At 73.4% G+C, this 25,303-nt stretch carries 17 protein-coding genes and 1 pseudogene; 10 read left to right on the top strand and 8 right to left on the bottom strand.

Annotated elements, in window-relative coordinates:
- The first annotated feature begins 63 nt into the window (after positions 1-63).
- Positions 64-1,035 (top strand): alpha/beta hydrolase, encoded by a 972-nt coding sequence (locus OO52_RS02605; protein WP_030640462.1) that lies wholly within the window; start codon positions 64-66, stop codon positions 1,033-1,035.
- Between the two features lie 19 nt (positions 1,036-1,054).
- Entirely contained in the window at positions 1,055-1,771 is a 717-nt protein-coding gene (locus OO52_RS02600) for an alpha/beta fold hydrolase (protein WP_030640460.1), read from the top strand.
- Positions 1,772-1,861: 90 nt separating this feature from the next.
- On the opposite strand, the gene OO52_RS02595 is transcribed toward OO52_RS02600, so the two are convergent.
- Genes OO52_RS02595 through OO52_RS02585 form a run of 3 tightly spaced genes read right to left on the bottom strand, consistent with a single transcriptional unit; the run spans position 1,862 to position 7,061 of the window.
- The gene (locus OO52_RS02595; RefSeq protein ID WP_030640458.1) at positions 1,862-4,060 is read right to left on the bottom strand and encodes a bifunctional serine/threonine-protein kinase/ABC transporter substrate-binding protein; all 2,199 of its coding nucleotides are present in this window, start codon (positions 4,058-4,060) and stop codon (positions 1,862-1,864) included.
- Entirely contained in the window at positions 4,060-6,210 is a 2,151-nt protein-coding gene (locus OO52_RS02590; RefSeq protein WP_030936720.1) for a bifunctional serine/threonine-protein kinase/ABC transporter substrate-binding protein, read from the bottom strand. Before OO52_RS02590 ends, OO52_RS02595 begins: the two co-directional genes overlap by 1 nt.
- Positions 6,207-7,061 carry a hypothetical protein gene (locus OO52_RS02585; RefSeq protein WP_234339330.1) on the bottom strand — a complete coding sequence of 285 codons (855 nt, stop codon included), beginning with the start codon at positions 7,059-7,061 and terminating at the stop codon, positions 6,207-6,209. The genes OO52_RS02590 and OO52_RS02585 overlap by 4 nt, the downstream gene beginning before the upstream one ends.
- A gap of 906 nt (positions 7,062-7,967) precedes the next feature.
- Here OO52_RS02585 and OO52_RS02580 point away from each other — a divergent pair.
- The 8 genes from OO52_RS02580 (at position 7,968) to OO52_RS02545 (ending at position 16,924) form a co-directional block, all read left to right on the top strand.
- On the top strand, positions 7,968-9,497 hold the full coding sequence (locus OO52_RS02580; RefSeq protein WP_030640452.1) for a peptide ligase PGM1-related protein: 1,530 nt from the start codon (positions 7,968-7,970) through the stop codon (positions 9,495-9,497).
- 248 nt (positions 9,498-9,745) lie between these two features.
- A complete protein-coding gene (locus OO52_RS02575) occupies positions 9,746-10,168 on the top strand; it encodes a hypothetical protein (RefSeq protein WP_234337730.1) in 423 nt (140 codons plus the stop codon).
- 113 nt (positions 10,169-10,281) lie between these two features.
- Entirely contained in the window at positions 10,282-11,445 is a 1,164-nt protein-coding gene (locus OO52_RS02570) for a PLP-dependent cysteine synthase family protein (RefSeq protein ID WP_030640448.1), read from the top strand.
- Positions 11,442-12,683 carry an MFS transporter gene (locus tag OO52_RS02565; protein ID WP_030640446.1) on the top strand — a complete coding sequence of 414 codons (1,242 nt, stop codon included), beginning with the start codon at positions 11,442-11,444 and terminating at the stop codon, positions 12,681-12,683. Before OO52_RS02570 ends, OO52_RS02565 begins: the two co-directional genes overlap by 4 nt.
- A gap of 54 nt (positions 12,684-12,737) precedes the next feature.
- Positions 12,738-13,904: a MalY/PatB family protein gene (locus tag OO52_RS02560; protein ID WP_234339329.1), complete on the top strand. Its 1,167-nt coding sequence runs from the start codon at positions 12,738-12,740 to the stop codon at positions 13,902-13,904.
- A 214-nt stretch (positions 13,905-14,118) separates the two neighbouring features.
- A complete protein-coding gene (locus tag OO52_RS02555; protein WP_030640442.1) occupies positions 14,119-15,234 on the top strand; it encodes a Gfo/Idh/MocA family protein in 1,116 nt (371 codons plus the stop codon).
- Positions 15,231-16,160: a PmoA family protein gene (locus tag OO52_RS02550; protein ID WP_030640440.1), complete on the top strand. Its 930-nt coding sequence runs from the start codon at positions 15,231-15,233 to the stop codon at positions 16,158-16,160. The genes OO52_RS02555 and OO52_RS02550 overlap by 4 nt, the downstream gene beginning before the upstream one ends.
- On the top strand, positions 16,154-16,924 hold the full coding sequence (locus OO52_RS02545; protein WP_030640437.1) for a cupin domain-containing protein: 771 nt from the start codon (positions 16,154-16,156) through the stop codon (positions 16,922-16,924). The genes OO52_RS02550 and OO52_RS02545 overlap by 7 nt, the downstream gene beginning before the upstream one ends.
- 89 nt (positions 16,925-17,013) lie before the next feature.
- On the opposite strand, the gene OO52_RS02540 is transcribed toward OO52_RS02545, so the two are convergent.
- The 5 genes and pseudogenes from OO52_RS02540 to OO52_RS02520 all read right to left on the bottom strand — a co-directional run.
- Complete coding sequence (locus OO52_RS02540) at positions 17,014-18,930, bottom strand: cellulase family glycosylhydrolase (RefSeq protein ID WP_030640435.1); 1,917 nt, start codon at positions 18,928-18,930, stop codon at positions 17,014-17,016.
- Positions 18,931-19,065: 135 nt separating this feature from the next.
- Positions 19,066-20,985, bottom strand: coding sequence for a glycoside hydrolase family 97 protein (locus tag OO52_RS02535; protein WP_030640433.1), 1,920 nt, complete (start codon positions 20,983-20,985; stop codon positions 19,066-19,068).
- Positions 20,986-21,239: 254 nt separating this feature from the next.
- Positions 21,240-23,561, bottom strand: a complete 2,322-nt coding sequence (locus tag OO52_RS02530; protein ID WP_030640431.1) for a glycosyl hydrolase family 95 catalytic domain-containing protein — start codon at positions 23,559-23,561, stop codon at positions 21,240-21,242.
- Between the two features lie 274 nt (positions 23,562-23,835).
- Positions 23,836-24,736: pseudogene (locus OO52_RS02525) on the bottom strand (lectin).
- 131 nt (positions 24,737-24,867) lie between these two features.
- Positions 24,868-25,303 (bottom strand): RlpA-like double-psi beta-barrel domain-containing protein (locus OO52_RS02520; RefSeq protein WP_030640428.1); only part of this gene is annotated, 436 nt, incomplete at its 5' end.

Here is a 25,303-nt window from a genome sequence, read left to right as displayed (position 1 = left end):
ACGACGATCCGGGTCGTACGCCGGAACGACCCGGCGCCCCCTACGCACTTACAGGAGATTCGCATGTCTGATGCCCAGGCGCCGGCCCAGCCCGTGCTGGAACCGGCCGCGGCGGAGTTCGCGGCGGCGACCGCCAACCCGCCCTACCTCTTCGACCTGCCCCCGGCCGAGGGCCGCAAGGCCGTCGACGAGGTCCAGTCCGGCGAGATCGACAAGCCCGCCGTCGACGAGGAGTGGATCACCGTCTCCGGTGGCCCCACGGGCAGCGTCCGGGCACGCATCGTCAAGCCCGCCGGCACCACCGGCACCCTCCCCGTCATCCTCTACATCCACGGCGCCGGCTGGGTCTTCGGCAACGCCCACACCCACGACCGCCTCGTGCGCGAACTCGCCGTCGGCGCCCAGGCCGCCGTCGTCTTCCCCGAGTACGACCTCTCCCCCGAGGCCCGCTACCCCGTCGCCATCGAGCAGAACTTCACCGTCGCCCAGTGGGTCGTGAACGAAGGCGCCTCCAAGGGCCTGGACGGCACCCGCCTGGCCGTCGCCGGTGACTCCGTCGGCGGCAACATGACCGCAGCGCTGACCCTGATGGCCAAGGAACGCGGCGGCATCCCGCTCGTCCAGCAGGTGCTGTTCTACCCGGTCACCGACGCCGGCTTCGACACCCCGTCCTACCACCAGTTCGCCACCGGCTACTTCCTGCGCCGCGACGGCATGCAGTGGTTCTGGGACCAGTACACCACCGACCCGGCCGAGCGCGCCCGGATCACCGCCTCCCCGCTGCGCGCCACCACCGAACAACTCACCGGCCTGCCCCCGGCATTGGTCATCACCGGCGAGGCCGACGTGCTGCGCGACGAGGGCGAGGCCTACGCCAACAAGCTCCGCGAGGCCGGTGTCCCCGTCACCGCCGTCCGCTTCCAGGGCATAATCCACGACTTCGTGATGCTCAACGCCCTGCGCGGCACCCACGCCGCCGAGGCCGCCATCACCATGGCCGTCCGCACGCTGCACGCGGCCCTGCACACCGCCTGATCCGAGAAGAGACGCAGACATGAGCACCACTCCCACCGTCGTCCTCGTCCACGGTGCCTTCGCCGACGCGGCCAGCTGGTCCGGCGTCATCGAGGAGCTGCAGAGCCACGGCATTCCCGTGATCGCGCCGCCCAACCCGCTGCGCGGCCTCGCGTCCGACGCCGCGTACGTCGCCTCCGTCGCCGCCCAGATCGACGGCCCGGTCGTGCTGGCCGGCCACTCGTACGGCGGCGCGCTGATCACCGTGGCCGGCGTCACCGAGAACGTCGTCGGCCTCGTCTACGTCGCCGCCTACGCCCTCGAAGAGGGCGAGAGCCTCGGCGAACTCCAGGGCCGCTTCCCGCTCTCGCCGCTGGTGAGCAACCTCAAGCAGTGGACGTACCCCGTGCCGGGCGGCGAGCCCGCCGTCGAGGTCACCATCGCCGAGGACGCCTTCCCGTCGGTCTTCGCCGCCGACGTGCCCGCGGAGGTCACCAAGGTCCTCGCGGCGGCGCAGCGCCCGCTGGCCGCCGCGGCCTTCGAGGAGACGGCCTCCGCCGCCGCCTGGAAGACCAAGCCGTCCTGGGCCCTGGTGGCCGGCGCGGACAACGCCATCAACCCGGAGGTGGAGCGCTTCGGCGCGAAGCGGGCCGGGGCGACGATCGTCGAGATCGAGGGCGCCTCGCACGCCGTGGCCGTCTCCCAGCCGAAGGCGGTCGCCGAGCTGATCCGCGACGCGGTCCGCGCGACCGGCTGACCCGGCTCCCAGAACGACCGCGCGGACGCCTCCCCCGTATCGCGTCCGCGCGGTCTCGCGCGCCCACCCCGCACAGGGACGGTGGGCGGCTCAGCTCACCCGGTCGTACCGGCCGAGGAACCGGAAGGCGTCGTCCTTGGCCTGGTACAGGAAGTACACGGCGTCGGGCTCCACTGCGAGGGCGTGGGTGTCGTCGAAGCGGAGCGTCTTCGCGAGGCCCCGGTAGGTGAGGCCGAACAGGCGCTGAGCCACGGCACCCGGTGCGCTGTCGGCCGCGCCGCCCAGTGACTCCAGGGCCCGCGCGACCAGCCCCACGGCGTCGTACGCCTCCGGAGCCCAGCGGCCGGGTGCGGTGCCGTAGGCCGTGCGGTGGGCGGACACGAACGTCGGGGACACGCCGGCGGGGTCGGTGAAGGGGGTGCCGAACAGCCAGTCCTGGGCGGCCGGTCCGGCCTGCTGGAGGAAGGCGGGGCGCATGATGTGCCAGGTGCCCAGCCGTGGCCCGGTGAAGCCCGCGTCCGCGAGGGCGCGGGCGCAGCGTGCGGCGCGCTGGGACGACGTCCCGCTGAAGACCACGGCCTCCGCCCGGGCGGCGAGGGCGGCGCGAACGGCGGGCCCGAAGTCGTCGCTGCCGGCGGTCACGGAGTGCACGCTGGTCGTGTCCTGGGGCAGGCCCAGTGTGAGGGCGCCGGTGAGGTCGGCGCCCGCCCGGCCCGCGGCCCGGTCGTCGATGACGGCGGTGCGGTCGACCGGCCGTACGGTGTTCAGGTAGGTGATGAGCGGCAGCGCCAACTGCCGTTCGGGGCCCCGAGTGACGCACAGCGTCCGCAGCTCACTGGTGTCGATTCGCGGATCGGAGACGGATACCAGCACCATGGCGGTGTTCGCGGCCTGGTAGTGCGGGCCCGCGGCGAGGGCGGCGGTGGCCGTGCCGGGACCGATGACCGCGCTCACGCCGGCCTGGGTGAAGCGCTCGGCCGCCTGCCGGGCCCGGACGGCGTCGCCCCGGTCGTCGTAGGTGTCGAGCGCGAGGCGGAACGCGATGCCCGCGCGCGCGTTGTGGTGCGCCACGGCCAGGCGTGCCCCGCGCTCCTGGGCCACACCGTCCGCCTTGCCGTCGCCGGTCAGATCGGCCTGGAAGCCGAGGGTGCGCACGGGCAGGCCGCCGCCGGCACCGCCACCGGTCCCGCCGCGTCCGGCCGTCAGGTACGCGGCGGCCCCGCCGCCGATCGCGACCACGGCGGCCGCCGCGCTCCCCATGAGCAGGACGCGGCGCCGGGTCGGTGATCCGGCGTCGGCCGGGTCGGTGACGGTGCCTTCGCCTGCCGGCCGTCGGAGGGCGGGCGCGTCCGGTGCGGGCGCGGACCGTCGGGGGGTCGGGACGTCCAGTGCGCGCGCGGACCGTTCCGCGACCAGGCGGAGCACGGCGGGCGGCAGCCAGTCCTCGTCCCGCGCTTCGGGAACGCCCCACGCCGGCGAGGCCCTCGGGTCCCGCAGGGCGGTCCCGAGCCGGGTGGCCGTCGGGCGCCGCGCGGGGTCCTTGGCCAGACAGGCAGCGATCAGTGACCGCAGGCCGGCGGGTACGCCCGTCAGATCCGGTTCCTCGTGCACCGTGCGGAACAGAACGGCCGCCGCGTGCCCGGTGCCGAACGGCCGCCGTGCCGAGGCCGCGTACGCCAGGACGCAGCCCAGGGAGAAGACGTCACTCGGCGGGCCGACCTCCTCCGCGCGGGCCCGCGCCTGTTCCGGCGAGAGGAAGCCGGGGGTCCCCACGACGGCGTCGGGTGCGGTGAGCGCGGTGGCACCGGCCGTGTGGGCGATGCCGAAGTCGATGAGCCGGGGACCGTCCAGGCCGAGCAGGACGTTCCCCGGCTTCACGTCCCGGTGCACCAGCCCCGCCGCGTGGACGGCGGTCAGCGCCTCGGCCAGCCGCAGGCCCAGGGTCCGTACCGTCGCGACGGGCAGGGCACCGTGGCCGTCGACCGCCTCGGCCAGGGCGGGACCGGGAACGAACTCCGTGGCCAGCCAGGGCTTGCGGGCCTCCGGGTCGGCGGCCACGACCGGCACCAGCCAGCGGCCGGTCAGGGCGCGCATGGCCGTCACCTCGCGCCGGAAGCGGACGCGGAAGGCCGGGTCCGCCGCGTGCTCGGCACGGATCACCTTGAGCGCGACCAGCGTTCCACCCGCGCCGCGGGCGAGGTAGACGACGCCCATGCCGCCGGCGCCGAGCCGCGCCAGCAGCCGGTGGCCGCCGATGTCCTCGGGGTCGTCCGGTGCGAGCGGGCGCATCAGAGAGCCGCCTCGCCCGCGTAGGCGTACCGGCCGCCCCTCACCTCGTAGCGGAAGACGTCGTACCCCTTGAGCATCCGGTCCTTGTCGAACGCGTACGTCCGCACGAGCCCCTTGTAGGTACCCTTCGCCAGCAGGTCGTACAGCCTGGTCCGGGAGGGGCGGGCCCCCGCCTCGGTGACGCGGGCGATGACCATGCGGGCCACGTCGTAGGCCTCCGCCGCCCAGTACGGGGGCGCGGAGCCGTAACGGCGGCGATAGGCGGTGGCGAAGCTCCGCACGCGAGCGGCCGAGGGATCGATGTACGGCGCGAAGACCTGCCAGCCTTCGGCGGCCGGGCCCGCGGCGGTCAGGAACTCCTGGTCGGCGGCCGGGTAGCCGAGGACGCGGACGCCGGTGAAGCGCCGCTCGGCGAGGGCACGGGCGACGGCCGCCGCGCGTGTCGGCGTGCCCGAGTAGACGAAGCCGTCCGGCGCGCGGGCGAGCGTCTCCGCGACCGCCGGTCCGAGTTGCCGGGCCAGCCGGGGGACGACCCGTGGCTCGGCCGGGATCTTCACGATGCCGAGGGACTGGAAGGTGGTGTGGCCGAGCTGCCAGGCCGCGATGCCGCCGTCGCGGTCGATCAGGACGCCCGCGCGCCTGGCGCCCGCCTTGCGGAGCTGGAGGGCGATCAGCGCGGGCGACACGCCGTACCCGGGGACGGCCTGGAGGAAGCGGCGGGGCCGCGAGGTGCCGTACGCCTCCTGTGCGGAGGAGGCCGTGAGGTGCGGGACGAGCTGGGCGTCGTACGTGTCGAGGCTCGCGCCGGTGGTCCGGTCGCCCGTGGAGCCGATGACGGCGAGCAGGTCGCGGTCGGCGGCGAGGGTCTGGGCCGCCCGGGCGGCGCGGGTCCCGTCGCCCCCGTCGTCGGCGACCTTCAGGGTGAGCGTGAACGGCTTGTCCGCGCGGGCGTTGAACTGCTCGACGGCCAGGCGTACGCCGCGTTCCTGGGCCTTTCCGACGGCTCGCTGCGGGCCCGTCAGGTCGGCCTGGACGCCGAGCACCCAGCGGCGGGCGGCGGGTGCGGGGGCGTCGTCGCGGCGGCTCGCCCAGAAGGCCGCGCCGCCGCCCGCGGCGAGCAGGGCCGCACCGCCGAGGAGCAGGAAGCGGCGGCGGCCACCGGTGCGCTGTGCCGCGTCCCCGGGAACTTCCGTGGGCCGCTGGTCCTCGGGAACTCCCGCCGGGCGCCCGTCCGTTGTCGCGTCGAGGGCCGTCGCCTCGATGTCCGGCAGGGCGAGCATCGCGGCGGAGCGGTCCGCGATGAGTCGTACGACGTCGTCGGGCAGCCAGTCGGCGGTGTCGGCGGGAGTGTCCTCGCCGAGCGCCTCGTCCACCTCGCGGGCGGCGGGCCGGGCGGCCGGGTCCTTGGCGAGACAGCGCTCCAGCAGCTCGCGCAGGCCGTCGGGCAGGCCGTCCAGGTCGGGCTCGTCGTGCACGGTGCGGTAGAGGAGGGCGTCCACGGCTCCGGTGCCGAAGGGCGGGCGGCCGGTGGCGGCGTAGGAGAGGAGGCAGCCGAGGGCGAAGACATCGCTGGCCGCAGTGGCGGGGTGGGCCCGCGCCTGTTCCGGCGCCAGGAAGCCGGGGGTGCCGACGACCACGTCGGACGAGGTGAGGGCCGTTTCCTCGGCGGCGCGCGCGATGCCGAAGTCGATCAGGCGGGGGCCGTCGACGGCGAGGAGGACGTTGCCGGGCTTGACGTCGCGGTGCACGAGCCCGGCGTCGTGCACGGCGGTCAGCGCCCGGGCCAGCATCCGGCCGAGCACCCGTACCCCGCGCGGCGGCAGCGGACCGCGGGCGGCGACCGCCTCGGCGAGCGAGGGTCCGGGCACGAACGCGGTGGCCAGCCAGGGCGCGGGCGCGTCCGGGTCGGCGCCGGTCACCGGCACGGCCCACGGGCTGTCCACGCGCCGGGCGGCGGCGACCTCACGGCGGAACCGCGCGCGGAACTCCGGCTGGTCGGCGTACTCAGGCAGGATCACCTTGACGGCGGCCAGCTCCCCGGACTCCGCACGGCCGAGGTAGACCACGCCCATGCCGCCCGCGCCGAGCCGGGCGAGCAGACGGTGACCGCCGATCCGGGCCGGGTCGGAGGGCGCGAGCTTCTCGGTCATCGGCGGCTGCCCTTCGTGACGGTGGACTCGGACGCCGAGGGCGAGCCGGTGCCGGCCGGGGTGTCCCGCCCGATCGCGCGCCTGAGCCCGGCGCGCATCCTGGTGTGCGGGTCCCTCAGCCGGTCGAACAGGTCGGTCTTGGACCAGCCCTTGGCGCCCTGGGCCGAGACCGCGACGGTGACCGGTCCGATGCGGGTCTGCTCCCAGACGTACGGGTGGGGACCGCCGAGCCGGTCGCCGGTGTACGCGCCGGTCTCGGCCAGGGTGTCGTCGGCGTAGCCGTTCCCTGAGTCACCGAGGGCGTTCGGGACGTCGGTCAGGTCCGTGAGCACCTCACCGGAGCGCAGCAGTTGGGAGGGGCAGCGCATCATCTCCTCCAGCACCTCGGCGTTCTCCCAGTCGGCCTGCTCGGCGGTCCGGTGCACGGTGACGACGGCGCTCAGCGAGAGCGGCCCCCGGCCGCCGCTCGCCGGGATCTCGTAATGGCGGGTCAGGGAGGCCAGGACGTCCTTCGGGAGCGCCCGCTGCTCCCAGACGCAGTCGTCCCCGAGCACCGCCCAGCGCCGCGGGTCGCTCTCGTACGGGCTGCGGCGGACCGTGTCCGGGCCGAACGCGGAGGGCTGCGCGAGGACGTCGCGGACCAGGGCGGCGGCCTGGGCCGCGGTCGTCGGCAGCTTGGCCGGGTCGATGTCGACCGCGGCGGTCGGCGAGGGACTCGCGCTCACCGCGCCCGGGGGCGTCGTCCCGGCCACCGGTGCGCGGGGCCCGTCCCCCTCGGAGGTACAGCCGGCCAGCAGTGCGCCGCACACCGCCACGGCGCAGCCGAGCCGCGCCGCCACCCCTCCCAGCACCACACGTTCCCCCAGGCATCGCCGGACCACCTGTCGGGCTCATGCTAGGCGGCAACTTGCGTGTACCGGCCAGCGGTTGACGATCGTGGCCCAGCTGTGCCACGGCTGTCACACAGCCACGGCGTTGCCGCGCCGACGACTCGCCGGGTGAACCCAGGTGAATGACGTCTGAAAAGAAGCGGTATCGGGAATTCCGAGCCCGGCGAAAATGTGCAGAGGCGATGGCCGAAAGTCAGGTGACGCATGATCGACTTCCCGCTCAGCCGGCAAGAGATCGAGCAGTTCCATCGCGACGGTTACACCGGGCTCCTGATCACCAAAAGGGCGGTCTACGGCCAGGAAAGGGGCAGTTGATTTCCCATTCGTGACTCTCGGCCCCGTACACGTCGAAGTCCGCCAGGTTCAGGTCCTCGATGTCGCGCCGGAAGTCCCCGAGGAATGCGTCGAGCTCCTTCAGCCCCGACCTGCCCTGCGGCATGAGCCACACGAACCCCTACGCCTCGCCCGAGGGACACGCCCGCAGGTTTCTCGTTCCCGGCTCGACGCCGCTCCGGTATCCCCGAGGTGTGGACGAGCATCGACGGAAGACGGGTGAAGACGCGTTCGATCTCGCCCCGGTAACCCATCGGGTGACCGATAACGCTCCACGCCGACCCGGGTGTCGTAACCGGCCCCGATGAACGAGAAACAAGACTGACAGGCCGGTGAAGTCCGCGACAGAGGGCATTTCGGACAGAAACCAGTGGCTCTCGGCTTGTTCCGCGAGGGCCGGTGGACGCGTCGGCGGGAGGACTCGGTGCCGGTAGTGGCCGGACACGTCGGTGGCCGACTTGAGGCGCCTCAGGATTGGGTCGCGAGAACAGCGGGGAATCCTGACGTCGTACTCCTCCGGGAAAGGCGGGTTCCGTGGCGGGTAACGCAGACCTGAAGACCGATTTCGAGAGACTCCAGAAGAACCTGGTCTCTCCCCTCGACGGCACGGGCCGGCCGCGGGTAGTCGTGGTGCTCCCGAGCTTCACCCTGGACCAGGCGGGGATGACCAAGATCCCCGGAATCATGCACTACGAGGAGCGCTTGCTGTCCTTCCTCCATCTGCTGCGCCACCCTGACCGGCACCTCGTCTACGTCACCAGCGTGCCGATGCCGGACCCGGTGGTGGACTACGCCCTCGGCCTGGTGCGCTCTCTGCCGGTCCAGGACGCCCGTCGACGGCTCACCCTGGTGGACTGCGCGGACCCCGGCCCCGAGCCGCTGACGCGGAAGATCCTGCGACGCCCCGAGGTGATCGAGCGGCTGAAGCGGTCCCTCACCGACCCCGAGGACGCGTGCGTCCTCGCCTTCAACGGGACGCCGTTCGAGCGGGAGCTCGCCGTCCGGCTCGGCGTGCCCCTGTTCGCCTGTGACCCGGAACTGGCCCACCTCGGCTCCAAGAGCGGAGCGCGGCGCGTGTTCGCGGAGGCGGGGGTGCCGGCGCCGGCCGGGGTGGAGGACCTCCGGGACGAGGACGACCTCGTCGAGGCCCTGGCGCGACTGCACGCTTCCCGGCCCGCGTCCGGGCGCGCCGTCATCAAGCTCAACGAGAGCTTCGGAGCCGGCGGCAACGCCCTGTTCGACTTCCGGGGGGCGCCGGAACCGGGGGACGCCGAGGCGTGGATCCGCCGTGTGCTGCCCGGGCACGTCGAGTTCGCCACCCCGCCCGACACGTGGGACGACTACGCGGCCAAGTTCGCCGAGATGGGCGGCGTCGTGGAGGAGTTCGTCACGGGCGCCGAGGTCAGGTCACCGTCGGCCCAGGTGGGAGTCTCCCCCTCGGGCGAGGTCCGGGTGCTGTCCACCCAGGACCAGCTCTTCGTGGGCGCCGCAGGGCAAACCTACGCCGGGGCCACCGCCCCCGCCCTGGAGGACTACCGCCTCGAACTGCACACGCTCGCACTGCGGACGGGACGGACGCTGGCCGCCAAGGGCGCGGTCGGCATCGCGAGCGTCGACTTCGTCTCGGCACGCGCGGAGGACGGCGGCTGGCGGCACCACGCCCTGGAGATCAACCTCCGGATGGGCGGCGGAACGGCGCCGCTGAACTTCCTGGAGGGCGTCGCCGAGGCGCGGCTCGACCCCGCCACCGGCGGCTACCTCACCCCGGACGGCGTGCCCCTGTGCTACGTCGCCACGGACCGGCTCCAGCACGAGCGGTACCGGACCCTGACGGCGGAACAGGTCCTCGACATCGCGTCCCGCGAAGGTCTCCTCTACTCCGACCGGGACCGTCGCGGCGTCGTCTTCTCCATGCTGGGCGCCCTGCCGGAGTTCGGGAAAACGGGCGCCGTGGTCATCGACCGAAGCCACGGAGCCGCCCGGGCGCGGTACCGCGAAGTGGTGGCCGCACTCGACGCGGCGTGCGGAGCGGAGCGTACTTGGCCGGGCGCCGGGGGACGGTGAGGTCCGCGGGTCAGGGCCACCAGGTCGGCCCTGGGCGCCGGCCTGGGACAGGGCCACGAGGGCGAACCAGGTGCCTTCGGCGGCGCGGGCCGGGTGCCGGGGTGCTCGTCGTGCGAGGCATCGCCTTGGGCTGTCGGCAGCGGTGTGCGTCGTAGGACTGGCGTATGCGTAGAAGCCCTCGCGCGGGCGAATCCCGCCTCCACCGATGTGACATACCGTCACGGCGTGATTACTGTGGGGCTGTGATCATGTCGTGGGGCAGCGGTGACGGACGCGCGGGGCGCTCCCGTCGTGCCGCCCTGCTGGTCGGGCTGGTCCTGGTGATCGCCGCCCACCTCACCGGCGCGGTGCACGCCTGCGCCTTCGCCGGCCCGGACCCGAGCGCCCCCGTGGCGCAGGACGTCCGGCAGGTCGCGGACGGAGCCGACGAGACGGGCTCGGACGGGCCGCCCCAGCACCGGCACGCGGCGGACGGGCACGTCGACCACACGGCGGACCGGCCACGTGCCGCCCTGGACGACACCCCCCTCGACGGCGAGACGCACCAGACTCTCCTTCCCGCCGGGTCCCGCGGGCACGTCACGCACACCGTTCGGCGCGGACCGCCCGGTGCCGCCCCCTCCTGTGTGAACAGCTCCTCGCTCGCGCTCGTCTGCGTGCTACGGCAGTAGGCCCGCGCCCGCACGCCCCCGACCCCGCGCGGTCCGGGGCGTGCCTCGCGCGCCACCCCCCACTCGCACATCGCCCGCCCGCACGGCTGCCGGGCGCGAAGGAGCCGTACGTCATGCACCCCTCCCTGCCCGGATCCCTCCCCGAGGCCCTGCCCGGATTCCTCCCGGAGTCCCTGCCCGAACCCTTCCGGACGCGCAACCCCCGCCTCAGGACCGCCCGTCGCCCCGCCCACCTCGTCGGAGACACCCCGGTCCTGTGGGTGGACGAGCCCTTCGCCCCGCCCGGCCGCGGCTTCCACGCCAAGCTGGAAGGCGCCAACCCGGGCGGCCTCAAGGACCGGCCCGCCCTGCACATGGTCCGCGAGGCCCGCCGGCGCGGCGACCTGGCGCCGGGCGCGCCGGTCATCGAGTCCTCCAGCGGCACGCTCGGCCTCGGCCTCGCGCTGGCCGGGCTGACCTACGGCCACCCGGTGACCGTCGTGACCGACCCCGGCATGGAACCGGCCATGGCGCGCCTGCTCACCGCGCGGGGCGCACGCGTCCTGCAGGTCGCCGCGCCGCACCCGGAGGGCGGCTGGCAGGAGGCGCGCCGCGCGTGCGTCGCCGAACTGCTGGCCCGCACGCCGGGCGCCTACTGCCCGGACCAGTACCGCAACCCCGACAACGTCGCCGCCTACCGTACCCTCGCGGCCGAGCTGATCGCCCAACTCGGCTGGGTGGACGTACTGGTGACGGCGGTCGGCACGGGCGGACACTCCGCGGGCGTCTCCGCCGTACTGCGTGAGGCCTTCCCGCGGCTGACGCTCATCGGGGTGGACTCGGTCGGCTCGGCGATCTTCGGCCAGCCGGCGGGACCCCGGCTGATGCGCGGGCTGGGTTCCAGCATCCACCCGGACAACGTCGCCTACGCGGCCTTCGCCGAGGTCCACTGGGTGGCCCCGGCCGAGGCGGTCTGGGCCTGCCGCCAACTCGCCCGCCGGCACTACGCCTCCGGCGGCTGGAGTGTCGGAGCGGTCGCACTGGTGGCCGGATGGGCGGCCCGGACGTACCCCGCCGGGACGAGGATCGCCGCGATCTTCCCCGACGGCCCGCACCGCTACCTGCACACGGTCTACGACGACACCTGGTGCCGCGAGCACGGCCTCCTCGGGCGGACCCCACCGCCGGAGCCCGACGACATCGACGAACCGGACGCGCGCGCCGTGACCCGGTGGACGCGGTGCGACCGCGTCCGCGACCCCCTCGCCCGCGACCTGACCAAGGCGGGTGCCCGGTGAAGCCGCCACGTCTGCCCATGGCCTCCTTCGACCGGCCGGCCCGACTGCTGATGGTCAACCAGTTCGCCATCAACCTGGGCTTCTACATGCTCATGCCCTACCTGGCAGACCACCTGGCCCACGGCCTCGGCCTCGCCGCCTGGGCCGTCGGCCTGGTGCTGGGAGTGCGCAACTTCTCCCAGCAGGGCATGTTCCTCCTCGGCGGCACCCTCGCCGACCGCTACGGCTGCAAGCCGATGATCCTGACCGGATGCGCCCTGCGCGCGGTCGCCTTCGCACTGCTGGCGGTCGCCTCCTCGCTCCCCGCCCTCGTGGCGGCCTCGGCGCTGACCGGTCTGGCGGGTGCGCTGTTCAATCCGGCCGTCCGCGCGTATCTCGCGGCGGACGCCGGCGAGGAGCGCAGGGTGGCGGCCTTCGCCGCGTTCAACGTCTTCTACCAGGCGGGCATCCTGGTCGGCCCGCTCGCCGGACTGGCCCTGCTGACCTGGGACTTCAGCGCGGTGTGCACGGTCGCGGCCGTCATCTTCGGCGCCCTCGCCGTGCTGCAGTCCCGCGCCCTGCCCGCCCGGCCCCCCGTCGGCCGTGGCACCGGACCCGCCTGGCGGGCGGTCGCCGCCGACTGGCGGACCGTCGCCGCCAACCGCCCCTTCCTGCTCTTCGCGGCCGCCATGAGCGGCTCCTACGTCCTGGCCTTCCAGGTCTACCTCGCTCTCCCGCTGCACGCCCGCGCACTCTTCGGCCAGCGGACCGGATGGGTCACCGGCGCGGTCTTCGCCGCGTCGGCGCTGGCCGCGCTGGCGGGCCAGCTCAAGCTGACCGCGTGGGCGCAACGCACCCTGTCCGGGCCGCAGGCCGTCGTGTGGGGGCTCGTGGTCATGGGCGTGGCCTTCCTGCCGTTGCTGCCCCGCTCCTACGGCGCGCCGGCCGGACTGTGCGCCCTGACGGTGTGCGCGGTCCTGCTGGCCTGGGGCGGGGCGCTGCTCTACCCCTTCGAGATGGACACCGTGGTACGGCTCTCCGGCGACCGGCTCGTCGCGACGTACTACGGCGCCTACAACACCGCCTCCGGCATCGCGATCTCGCTGGGCAACCTCGCCGTCGGCGCGCTGTTCGACACCGGGGTGCGATGGCTGCCGTGGGCGGCCCTGGCCGCGACCGGCCTCGGCTGCGCCGGCCTGGTCGCCCGGCTGCACCTGGGCGGACACCTAGGAATACGGGCGGCTCCGGTGGCCGGTTGACGTGTCGTCGTACACAGGGGTGCCCTCACGTCCCGTCGGCGGCAGGATGGACGGATGGCAGCAGAGAAGCACCCCATGTTCGACGACCTGGACGTCCGCGCGCTGTCCCGGCGGCCCGGAGCCAAGTGGAGCCGTGTCGAGCCGGACGTACTCCCGGCGTGGATCGCGGAGATGGACTTCCCGCCCGCCCCCGCCGTGCGTGAGGCCCTGGCGCGGTGCGTGGACGACGACCTCGGCTATCCCTCCTGGGACGGCCGGTCCGTCCAGAACCCCCTGCGGGACGCCTTCGCCGAGCGGATGCGCGAACGCCACGGCTGGGCGCTCGACGCCTCGCAGGTCAGGGAGTTCACCGACGTCAACCAGGGCCTCCAGGCCGTACTGGACGTCGCCACACGGCCCGGTGACGGCGTCGTGGTGCACACCCCGACCTACCCGCCGTTCCTGGAGACGATCGCGAGCATGGGGCGGCGTCTGCACGCGGTGCCGTACGCACCGGACGGCGAGAGCTGGACGTTCGACGCCGACCGGCTGGACCGGGAACTGCGGGAACGGCCCGCACGGGTGCTGCTGCTGGTGAACCCGCACAATCCGACGGGACGCGCGCTGCGCCGGGAGGAACTGCAGACGCTGGCGGGGCTCGCGCTCCGCCACGGCCTGCTGGTCGTCTCGGACGAGATCCACTCCGACCTCGTCCACGCCCCGCACCGGCACGTCCCCTTCGCCTCCCTCTCGGCCGAGGTGGCCGCGCGCACGGTGACCCTGACGTCGGCCACGAAGGCGTTCAACGTGCCGGGACTGCGCTGCGCCGTCGCGCATGTCGGCGCCACCGAGGTCCGTGAGGCACTGGCGCACCCCACCCACCTGTACGGCGAAGCCAACACCTTCGGCGTCGCCGCCACCCTGGCCGCCTGGCGGGAGGGGGACGCCTGGCTGTCGCGGCTGAGGACGGTCCTGGCGCGCAACGCCGCCCTCGTCCGTGACGAGTTGCCGTCCGGCGTGCGCCACCGGGTGCCGGAGGCGACGTTCCTCGCCTGGCTGGACTGCCGTGAGCTGGAGCTGGACACCGACCCGCAGACGTTCTTCCTGAAGAAGGCCCGCGTCCTGCTCAACGACGGCCGCACGTTCGGAGCGGAGGGCGAGGGCTTCGTACGGCTCAACTTCGGGACGTCGGAGAACATCCTGCGGGAGATGCTGCACCGGCTCCGGAACGCCCTGACCTGAGGCCGCCGGCGTTCGCGCCGGCCTGGCGGTCGTCACGGCCGGCGCCCGGGGCAGGGACCCGTCGCCCGCCGGCCCGGGAAGCCGTCGCGTCAGCCGACGTCCCTGGCACGGGGGTTGTTCCGGCCAGGCTCCGCCCCTAGGGTCGTGCCGTACGACAGCAAGCGCTTTCCATGGTGCTGGCCGTCCCGTCCTGCCGATCTCCGAGGAGCGCCGCATGTCCCTGCCCGCACCCCGCCGCCGGGTCGCCGTGATCGGCACCGGTGCCATCGTCACCGGCAGCCATCTGCCCGCGCTCAGAGCCCATGCCGAGCGGGTCGAACTGGTCGCCGCCGTCGACGTGGACCAGGGCCGGCTGGACGCCTTCCGACAGCTCGCGGGTGCACGGGTCGACGGCTTCACCTCGACCGACGCCATGCTGGACGCCGTACGCCCGGACCTCGTGCTGATCGGCACCCCGCCGGCCCTGCACCGGGAGCAGACCGTGGCCGCGCTCAAGGCGGGCGCCTGGGTGCTCTGCGAGAAGCCGCTTTGCCTGTCGCCGGCCGAACTGGACGACATCACGGCTGCCGAGGAGGCGTCCGGCGCGTACGCCGCGGTCGTCTTCCAGCACCGCTACGGCTCCGGCGCCGTACACGCCCGTGACCTCATCACCCGCGGTGAGCTGGGCACCCCGCTCGTGGCGCACTGCCAGACCACCTGGCACCGGGACGCCGCGTACTACTCCCTGCCGTGGCGCGGCCGCTGGGCCACGGAGGGCGGCGGGCCCACCATGGGGCACGGCATCCACCAGTACGACCTGCTGCTGCACCTCCTCGGCGAGTGGGAGGAGATACGGGCCATGGCGGCCCGGCTGGTCCACGACATCGAGAGTGAGGACGTCTCCACCGCCCTGGTCCGCTTCCGCGGCGGCGCGCTCGCCACCGTCGTCAACAGCGTGCTCTCCCCGGACGAGGTGAGCCGCATCCGCATCGACTGCGCCGAGGCGACCGTGGAGCTGACCCATCTGTACGGGCACGGCAACGACGACTGGGTCTACACCCCGGCCCCGCACGTCGGCCCCGAGCGCGCCGCCGCCTGGCGCACCCCCGCACACGACGTGCCCAGCTCGCACACCGCCCAGCTCCGCGCCCTCCTCGACGCCTACGACCGGGGCGTACGACCCCCGGGCAGCGGCCAGGACGCCCGCGCCGCCCTGGACTTCGCCGCCGCCCTGTACAAGGCGGCGTTCACCGGGCGACCGGTGCGGGCGGGCGAGATCGGCCCCGGCGACCCCTATTACACGGCCATGCACGGCGACCACCCCGACTGGGCCCCCAAGGAGCGCGCATGAGCATCCGCGTCAGCCACGTCCACGGCGAACACGTCGCGGTGGACGCGCCGAACGGCACCGAGATCTTCCGGTACGTCTACCGCCCCGACCCGGATCCCTTCGAGTCCCGCAAGCCCTACGCCCATCCGGTGCGCACCCTGGCCGGCCGCACGGTGACCGGGTACCGGCCGAGCGACCACCGCTGGCACAAGGGGCTCCAGATGACGGCCAGTCACCTGTCCGGGCAGAACTTCTGGGGCGGCAACAGCTATGTGCACGGGCAGGGTTACCTGGCGCTGCCCGACCGGGTCGGCTCCATGCGCCACGACGGCTTCACGACGGTCACCGCCGAGGACGAACGGCTCGCGCTCACCGAGGAGTTGACCTGGGCCGAGAACGGCGGGCGGGAATGGGCCCACGAGGTGCGGGGGATCGAGGTGCACTCGGTCGACGAGACGGCCGGCGCCTGGGCGCTGGACTGGTCGATCCTGCTCACCAACGTCCGCGGCGAACCGCTGGTGTTCGGCTCACCGACCACGGCCGGCCGTGAGATGGCCGGGTACACCGGCCTCCAGTGGCGCGGGCCACGCGACTTCACCGGCGGCCGCGTCCTCGCCCCCGACGCCGAGGACGCCGGCGCGGACAAGCTCATGGGCAGTCAAGGACCCTGGCTCGCCTTCACCGCCGAGCGCGACGAGACGGACGGCCACTCCACGCTGGTCTTCGCGCACGCCCCGGAGAACCTGGACGGGACCTCCGCGATCCACGAGTCCCACTGGTTCGTGCGCGCCGAGCCCGTCCCGACGGTCGCCTTCTCCTGGGCGTTCTTCGAGCAGTTCACGCTGGAGCCGGGGGAGTCCTTCGGCTACCGCTACCGGGTGGTGATCGCCGACGGGGCCTGGGACCGTGACCGGATCGCCGCCCACCTGGAGGGCCTGCCGTGGTGAACGACCCCTCGTCCGCGAAGCCCGCGCTGCCGCACCCGCTGCCCGGGGCCGTCGGCCTGTCCCACCTCAGCCCGTACGCCTGGGAGTCCGCCGACGGCGTGTGCGGCGGCAGCCCGCATCTGCACCTGGTGTGCACGGAGGCGTACGTCGTCACCTCCGGCCGAGGCGCCGTCCAGACCCTCAGCCCCGACGGGCACCGGGACATCCCGCTGCGACCGGGCTCGGTCGCCTGGTTCACACCGGGCACCGTGCACCGCATGGTGCGGGGCGCCGGCCTGCGCGTCACCGTACTGATGCAGAACAGTGGGCTGCCCGAGGCCGGGGAGGCCGTCTTCACCTTCCCGCCCCCGCTGCTCGCCGACCCCGAGCGGTACGCCGCGGCGGCCACGCTCCCGCCGGGCACCGGCCCGGAGACGGAGGCGGCGGCCCGGCGCCGCAGGGACCTCGCCGTCGAGGGCTATCTCCCGCTGCGCCAGGCCCTCGTCGCGGGGGACGACGGCCCCTACCGGGACTTCCAGCAGGCCGCCGCCCGCCTGGTCCGCGCCAAGGTACCCGCCTGGCGTGAACTGTGGCGGGCGGGCGCCCTCGCCACCGCCGAACGCACCGGCGCCCACCTCGACGCGCTGGAGACCGGGGACCCCGCGTATCTCGGGGAGGCCACCGCGTACGAGACCGGACCCAGCCGGCTCGCGGCCTTCGGGATGTGCGGCCGCCGCGACGAGTACGCGCTGCCGGGGACGACACCGCCGTACGACGCCGACTGACCGACCGGTTCCGGCGCACCCGATCCGTCGGCGAGGTGCCGCCCGGCGCCGGGCACGGTGGCCGTCGGCGCACAGCAGGCGCCTCGCGGTCAGGACAACGTCCGGCACAGCAGGGCCGCGGGGCCGGGGCGGCTGCCCGCGCGCGCGGTGAAGGCGATCCCGGCGGCGTACTCGGTCGTGGCGCACTGGCCCTTGAAGGCGCCGTACGCGAAGTCCCCGCCGGGGCCGTCTGCGGGGCGGTTGTCGGACCGGTCGAACCACACCGTGCGCCCGGCACCCGGCAGCGCGCCCCGCGCCGGGACGCACAGCGCCGCCGAGACCCGTTCTCCCCGCAGGCTGTAGCCGATGAGGAACTCCCCGTCAGGGCACTGGTACTTGGTGTACCCGGACGCCCAGTCCCCGCCGGCCGGCACGTGCCGCTCGTCGGTGACGACCGTCTGGCGGGCGTCGGCGGCGCGCAGGTCTCCAGCCCCGGCGTCGGTGCACAGGCCGCGCCCACCGGTGTGGCTCAGCCCGGCCAGTCTCGTACCGTCGGGGCAGGCCGCCTTGTACGCTCCCGGATCCCAGTCTCCGGTGGCGCGCACCCGCGACGACGTCACCGCGTCCGCGTGATCGGTGCTCAGCATGCGCCAGAGCGGGACGGACGCCACGGGACCGGTGGTGCCCGGTGCGGACATCAGACGCTGCCAGGCGGTGGCGCGCCAGTCGCCGGGGTCGAGGATGCCGGAGCGGTGCCCCGCGGTGTCGTAGCGCAGCAGCGCCCAGTCGTCGTGGCCCTCGAAGCCGACCAGGGGCCAGAACGCGAAGTCGGCGTCATGGTCGGCGAAGTAGTCGGTGACATTGCCGAACCAGGTGCGGGCCGCCGCGTTCGTCTCGTTCGACCCGATGCCGAACTCGCTCACCCAGACGGGCGCGGTGTGGTGCCGGCCGGGCTCCTCCACGAAGAACGCCTCGTCGTCCAGGGCCGCGGCCAACTCGGTGCGGGACAGGTCCTGGTAGCGGGCGTCGTGGGTCTCGCCGATGCCCGTGGCGCCACTGTGGTGGGGGCCCGTGTAGCCGTAGAAGTGGGCGGAGTAGACCAGTTTGCGGGCGTCCACGAGGGTGTGCGAGAGGGTGCGCGCGGGGCTGAGCACCGGCCGGCCGTGGGGGAGCCCGTCCACGGGGACTCCGGTCCAGTTGATGCCCTCGATCACGATGAGGAGGCGTGGATTCGCCTCGGTGAGGATGCGGTCGGCTGCCAGCCGGGCCGCGCCGTACCAGTCATGGTCGTCCCCCAGACCCCAGTTGGGGTCGTCCAGCACGTCACGCCGGACCTCGTTGTACAGATCGGCGCCGACCACGCGCGGCACGGAGGCGTAGCGGCGCGCCATGAACACCCAGTCGTCCGCCCACTGGGCGGTGGACTGACCGCTGTTCCACCGCTCGTTGCCGTCGATGCCGCAACACCACCGGGAGGTGTTGGTGTGGTTGTTGAGCACGACGGCGAAACCACTCTGGGTGAGCGCCTCGACCACGGCGTCGTAGATCTCCAGCGGTGTCCTGCCGCGCAATCGGGGGTTGGCCGCGACCGCGCTGTCGGGTACGGGGGCCGTGCTGTGGATCAACTCGTTGGAGAACGGCAGCCGGATGGTGTTGATCCCCAGCTGGTGGAAGTCCGCCAGCAGTTGGGGAAGCGGCGCGCGGTCCAGGCCGAGCGGTGTGCCGTGCGAGTCCTGTCCGGCGTGATGGTTGGCCGGGTCGGCCGGGCTTCCGCTGCCGGTCCACGAGCCCTGCGCGCCGTCCCAGTTGGCTCCCTTCAGCCGGAAGCGGTCGCCGTGCGCGTCGACGACGTACCGGCCCCGCGTCGACAGCGGCGCGGACCAGGTGACCTGGTCCGGCGCCTCGACGACGAGTTGGGCGGAGTCGGTGCGCGGCGGCACGGCGGCGGAGGCCGCGGTGGTGGTGGCCGTGAGGAGGAGTCCCACGGCGGTGACGGCGAGCCGCAGCGCGGCTGGTGGCATCGGCATGAGGGCAGCCCTTGGGGTCGGAGGTGGGGAGCCGGGCGGTGACCGGTCGAACGGCACCGCCCGGCCCGAGCGCCCACCACCGTGCCGGGAAGGACCGAGAAGGTCCATACCCACGACGGCTGACCGGCACCGGCCTCAGCGGTGGCAGGTCGTGACCCCCGGGTGCCAGCGGCAGGCGATCCCGGCGAAACCGCCGCCCGCGACGACATCGACGCCGAGCGTGTCGTCACCGCGCACCACCTGCCGGTCCTGGACCAGCCCGTCGGCGCCGTCCCGGATCGTCTCGACCAGCCACCGTCCGGACCCGAGGGACAGCGGCACCTCGGCCCTGCGCGCCGGACCGGCGTACACCCCGCCCAGGAACCAGCGGTCGCCGCCGCGCCGGGCGAGGACCGCCTCCTGTCCGGGCGTGCCCGCGAGCAGCCGCGTGTCGTCCCAGGCGGCGGGCAGTTGTGCGAGGAAGTCTCGGGCGAGCGGCCGGGCGTCGTACGACTCCGGGCTGCCCGCGAGCATCTGCAGCCCCGACTCGTAGGCGACGGCGAGACCGGCCTCGGCCGCGTCGGAGTTCGGGCGCTGGCCGACGCGCTGGAAGCCGCCGGGGGTGAAGTCCATGGAGCCGAGGACGTTGCGGGTGAACGGCAGGGTGGTCAGGTGGGCGGACGTGTTGGTGCGCTTCTCCTCACCGCCGACGCCCTCCATGGTCATGACCTGCGGCCAGGTGCGCTGGATGCCCTTCGGGATCGTGGAACCGTGGAAATCGACCATGAGGTGGTGCTCGGCCGTCTCCCTGAGGATGTCGTCGTACCACTGGAGCATCGACTGCGACTCCGAGTTCATGAAGTCGATCTTGACGCCCTTGACGCCCCACCGTTCCAGCGTGGGCAGCCACTGGGCGCGTTCCTCCGGCGTGTCCAGGTCGCGCTGGTGGATCCAGACGATGATCCCGACGCCCTTGGCCCGCGCGTACTCGGTGAGTCGCGGCAGCCAGCTGTTCGTCTGCCAGTCGGGATCGGTGGTGTCCCACTCGTCGCTCTTGAAGTACCAGCCCGCGTCGACGGCCTCGTACGGCCAGTGTCGCGCGGCGGCGTAGTCGACGTACGCCTTCTGCGCCGTGAGGCTCTGGCCGGCCGTGCGGCCTCCGGCGAGCCAGGTCCACAGCACGGTGCCGGGCCGGATCCACGAGGGGTCGGCGACCCGGGAAGCGGGGGCGAGGTCGTCGGTGAACGTGGACCGCGTGACGGTGGCCAGGCTGCCGGTGACCATCGCCCGCCACGGCGTGGCGAGCGGACCCCCGGTGCTGTGGGTCCGCTCGTCGGCGAGCGTGATCCGGTAGGTGCCGCTGCCCTGGTCGTGCGCGAGCCGGGCACCGGAGTAGGCGCCGGTCAGACCGGACTCGGCGAGCAGCGTGTAGCCGCCGTCGGTCGCGAACAGCGCCTGGTCAGAGTACGCGCCGGTGGGGGCGCTCCCGGCGGAGTACTCGGCGAACTGGCCCTCGTTGTCCACCCGGTAGGGGCTGAGCCACGCACGCGCGTCCGCCGGCAGGGTGAACGTGGAGGCCTCACCCAGCACGTCGCCGTATCCCTCGGGCAGCACGTACCGGTAGGCGACACCGTCGGCGGCGGCACGGACGACGAGGTCGAACCGGGCGCCCGCGGCGGTGCCGAACGACAGCCGCGTCTCGTTCATCAAGGACCGCCGGTGCAGCCGTTTGCCGGACTTCGTCCGGTACCGCTCGTCGACCAGCCGGTCCGCGCGGTGCAGAAACCGCAGGCCCTGCGAGAGATCGGCCCGCTCGGTGCGGATGCCGACGGGGGACGGCTCGATGACCGTCCGCCCGCCGCGGGACACCGACAGGTTCAGCGTGCCGGTGGTGTCGTCCAGGGACAGGCGGGCGCGTGGTGCGTCTGCCGCGGCGCCGGTCCGGGGCGCGGACACGGTCCAGACGTGCGCGGCGGAACCCGTGTCCTGGCCGGCGCGTGCGGGACCGCCGCTGAGAAGTGAGGCCGCGAGCCCGGCGCACAGCGCGGCGACCGCGGTCCTGATCGGAACCGCCATGAGAACCCTCCCGGGTGAAGGAGTCGAGGTGGGTGACGGGCACGGACGGCCGCGCGGTGCCCTGCGGGGAGGAACGGGGCGCGGGACGGTCGCGCGCGGCCCCCTGTGGGCCGCAATGGTGGTGGGCGACGATCGCGCCGCGTCCCGCGAGGCGGACGGGTGGGACGGGCGCGCGGGGCCCGGCCGGCCGAACCCGGCGATGGGGGACGGCCGCACGGCCCCGTGCGGGCCGGGCCGGTGATCGGGAGCGGCCGTTACGGCAGTCCCCAGGCCGGGCCGGGTTCGCTGATGGTCACCGGGGCGATGACCAGGTCGGGGCGGGAACCGGAGTGGACCAGCACCTCCCGGCCCTTGGGCAGGTCGATGGCGAGGGTGCCGTCGCCGAGGTCCCGGGTGTGCGCCGGGGAGCCGTCGTCCAGCAGCACGGTGAGGGTTCCGCTCAGGCCGTGCCGCAGCTTCAGCGGCTCGCCCGCCAGGCTCTTGACCCGGATGAACCGGGTGACGCCCGCCTTGCGGACGGCGCTCACGAGGAAGGCGCCCTGGGTGCGGAAGTCGTGCAGGGTGACATCGGCCCAGGCCGAGGGGACGGCCGGGAAGACGCGGACCACCCCGCCCCAGCTCTGGCAGAACATGTCGTGCAGCGACTGCGAGGCGGACAGTGGCGTCTCGATCACCGGACCGGCCTCGGTGTAGTGCGTGTTGGCCCGGCAGGGGTAGCGGGTCGTGGGGTCGAAGAACTTCCGCAGATAGCTGAGCGCGGTGTCTCCGTCACCGGTCATGGCGTGGATCGACGCGGCCCCGGTGTAGCTGTAGCCCCGGTGGGCGCCGGTCAGCGCGTGCCAGTGGGTCACCGACTTCGTGATGAGCTCGCGGTTCTCGGGCTGGTCCCAGTTGACCAGGTACAGCGGGTACACCATCAGCATGTGCGAGTAGTGCCGGTGGGACTGCGCGTACGGGGTGTCCGCGCCGATCATGAACCCGTTGTCGTCGACCGGGTACGGCGTGAGCCGGGCCAGCACATCCCGCCAGCGGGGCGCCGACTCGTCCTGGATGCCGAGCAGTTCGGCCGACTCCAGCAGCGTGCGGCAGCCCCAGCGGATCAGCGCGAGGTCGTAGTTGGTGTCCTGCGGCGGCACGACGGGGTACTCCGGCGAGAGCGTGCTCGGCAGGTGGAGCCTGCCGTCGCTGCCCGGGGTGAGGAAGTGCAGGTAGTAGTTGATCGCCCGGCGCAGCACCGGGTAGATCGTGTCCCGCAGCAGGGCCTTGTCCATGGAGTGCCGGTAGGACAGCCACACGTTGTGCAGCGCCCAGGTGAGGTCGCCGGTCTCGGCGCCGGTGCCCGGTTCGCCCACGGAGCGGTTGGCGAACATGTCCGAGCTGCGGCCGATCCCGGAGCTGTCCTTGCGGTAGGCGGCGGGCACGTTGGCGACGAGCTGCTCCTGGTTCTGCCGCAGCGTGCTGGCGAGCGCGTCGAGTTCCAGGTGGTTGGAGCCGTGGATGAGCCAGTACTCCAGTTGCACGTTGAGGTTCCACCAGACCGCCGGCCAGGGTGTCGGCTCCAGCCACGGCCCGCTGGTGGCCATGACGGGCCCGCCCGCGCGGCTGGCGGAGGCGACCTTGTAGAGCTGGATCCAGTGGAAGCTCTGCAGCCGCTGGTCGGGGAAGGAGACGAAGCTCTTCCGGTAGAAGGCGTGCCACCAGCGGACATGCCGTCGTCTGAGGGCCGCGTACGACGCCCCGCGCCGCAGGTTGCGCAGTGAGTCGGCCTCGGCGGCGGTGCCGGAGGGGAAGCTGTGGCCGACGCTGAGCAGCAGATCGTCGCCGGTGCGGCGGTGGGCGGTGGCGGTCTGCCCGCCCCCGGAGAGGGGCTGGAGCACCTGCTCGGTGCCGTCGGCGGCGGTCCGGGTGGTCCAGGGCGGGTTGCCGGTGTAGCCGGCGGGCGGGGCCTCCTGGATCTTGCGGGGGCTGATGGCCTCCTCGGGGTGGAAGGTCCACGTGGCCCGCTCGCCGCCGCTCGCCGTCACGCGGACGGCCAGGACCTCGTCGTGGATGAGGGCGGCCAGGGTGAGCGTGCCCGCGGTGGTGGTCACGGTGCCGGTCAGCTCGGCGTTCCACAGGCTCAGCCGCCAGTCCACGGCGGTGATGGTGCCGACCGGTTCGAGGGTGAGGTGTCCGACCGGCAGCCGGCAGGTGCCCCATCCGCTGCCGAACTCGGGCCGGTGGTCCTGGACCCGGCCGTGCTGGACGGTGAACCGTATCTGGTTGGCGTCCGGCTCCCGGTAGATCATGCTGCCGAGCAGCCCGTCGCCGAGGAAGGGGCCCTCGTACCAGAGGGCGGGCCGCCGGCTCCACCGCAGGTCCTGGCCGCGCAGGAACGTCTCCCAGGCGCTGTCGTCGGCCATGGCGGAGCGCAGCCGCCACGGCCGTCTGCCGCCCGCCGGACCGGCGTCCCCGCCCGTCCCCGCCTGCTCCGCGTGCGCCGCTCCCGGCAGTGCCGCCACCGCGGCTCCGCCCAGCGCGGTACCGAGCACGGCCCTCCGGGCCACCGGTGAGCGCTTGTCCGACTGTGAGGCCATCGTCGTCCTCCAGACCTGACGGATCGTCGATACATCGGGTGTATCGGCGAACCTAGGTACCTGTCGTACACCTGTCAATCGTCTGGACGGTGAACGAAGCGATCGACTTGTGGCAACACATCGGATGTCTAAGGGGTCTTGGATTGGGATGTGGCAGGTGAAAGGGCTTGCGGCCCACTGGGCCTTCCGGAACCCGTCGGCACGACGAGGAAACCCCTGGCGCGCGGGTCCCGGCCGGTGCCGGCCCGTACGCCAGGGGCGTGCTGGGGGTCCGTCAGCAGTACAGGTTGCCGCCCGGGCTGACGCCGAGGATCTGGGTGAACCTCAGGTAGGCGTCGACGCGGCTCTGTACCTGGGCGGGGTTCTTGCCGTCGCACTCCAGGGAGCCGTTGATCGAGCGGATGGTCTGGCCGAAACCGGCGCCGTTGACCATGGCGTCGTGCGGGGTCATCGTGCCGGGCCCGGACAGCGCGTCGCCGGCGGCCTTGTAGTTGAAGTTCCAGGAGCTCGTGGCTGACGTTGGCGAGGAAGGCGGCGGCCTCCTGCTTCTTCACGGTGTCGCTGCCGGTGTTCGCGAAGGCGGGGTAGGCGCCGAGGGCGGCGGTGAGACCGCTGTAGGTGTAGAAGGGATTCCGGTTCGGGAACATCTGGTTGAACTGGGCCTCGGAGACCACGAACCCGGAAGGCGTGGTGCCGCCCCCGCCGCTCGCCGGCGCGTTCCACTTCTGGTTCGCCCCGCCGGTGCAGCTCCAGATCTGCAGGCGTGTGCCGTTGGCGGAGCTGTTGTCCCGCACGTCCAGGCACTTGTTCGCGGCCGGGTTGACGATGTCGTGCGCGGCGGTGACCACCCACTGCTGGTTGGCTCCGCCGGAGCAGTCCCAGAGCTGCACGGCGGCTCCGTCGGCCGTGCTGCGGTCGACGACGTCCAGGCACTTGCCGAGCGCCCGCAGGGTGCCGTCGCCGGGGTTGGACCACCGCTGGGCGTTCGTGCCGTTGCAGTCGTAGAGCTGTACGGCGGTGCCGTTGGCGCTGTTCGCGCCCGCCACGTCGACGCACTTGCCGGCGAGGCCGGTGATCTGTCCGTCGGCGGCCTGGGCCGGGGTGACGGCGAACAGCACGGCCAGGCAGGCGGCGACGAAGCCGGCCAGAGTCCGTCCGACGTGCACGCGTCTCATCGGTATCCGTCTGAAGTACGGGACATTCATGGGGGATTCGCTCCAGTTCACGGGGCGTACTGCGATGGGGGATGCCACGGAGGCGTGGAGGTGATGCGGGACGTCGGCCGACGACCGCGCGTCACGAGGGTTCAGTTGAGGACGGTCTGCGTGACGACGATGTGTCCGGCGTCCGGGTTCAGGCTGCCGCCGAGCCGGCTGAACGCGCCGTCGGTCAGGTCGAGGCACTTGGGCTCCTGCGGAGTCTGCACGAAGGTGCCCCGGTCGTTGATGCGGACCACCAGTGACCGGCCGTTGGCGACGTTGGTGACCTGCACCCGGGTGCCGAAAGGCAGTTGCGGCTGACGGCTGAGCGAGGTCGCCGCCGTGTCGGCGTTGTTGTCGAAGACCTCACCGCTGGCCGTCAGGGCACCGGGCGGCTGAGGACCGTAGTGCGTCGCCCAGCACTGCTCGCCCGGCTGCGTGGCCGGCGCGTTCCACTTCTGGTTGGCGCCGCCGGTGCAGCTCCAGATCTGTATCCGGGTGCCGTTGGCGGAGTTGTTGTCGGTGACGTCCAGGCACTTGTTC

Source organism: Streptomyces flaveolus, from assembly GCF_000716535.1.
In the GTDB taxonomy this organism is placed as follows: domain Bacteria; phylum Actinomycetota; class Actinomycetes; order Streptomycetales; family Streptomycetaceae; genus Streptomyces; species Streptomyces flaveolus_A.
Note: the sequence above shows the minus strand (reverse complement) of the source record. Positions and strands in the feature narration are given on the sequence as shown.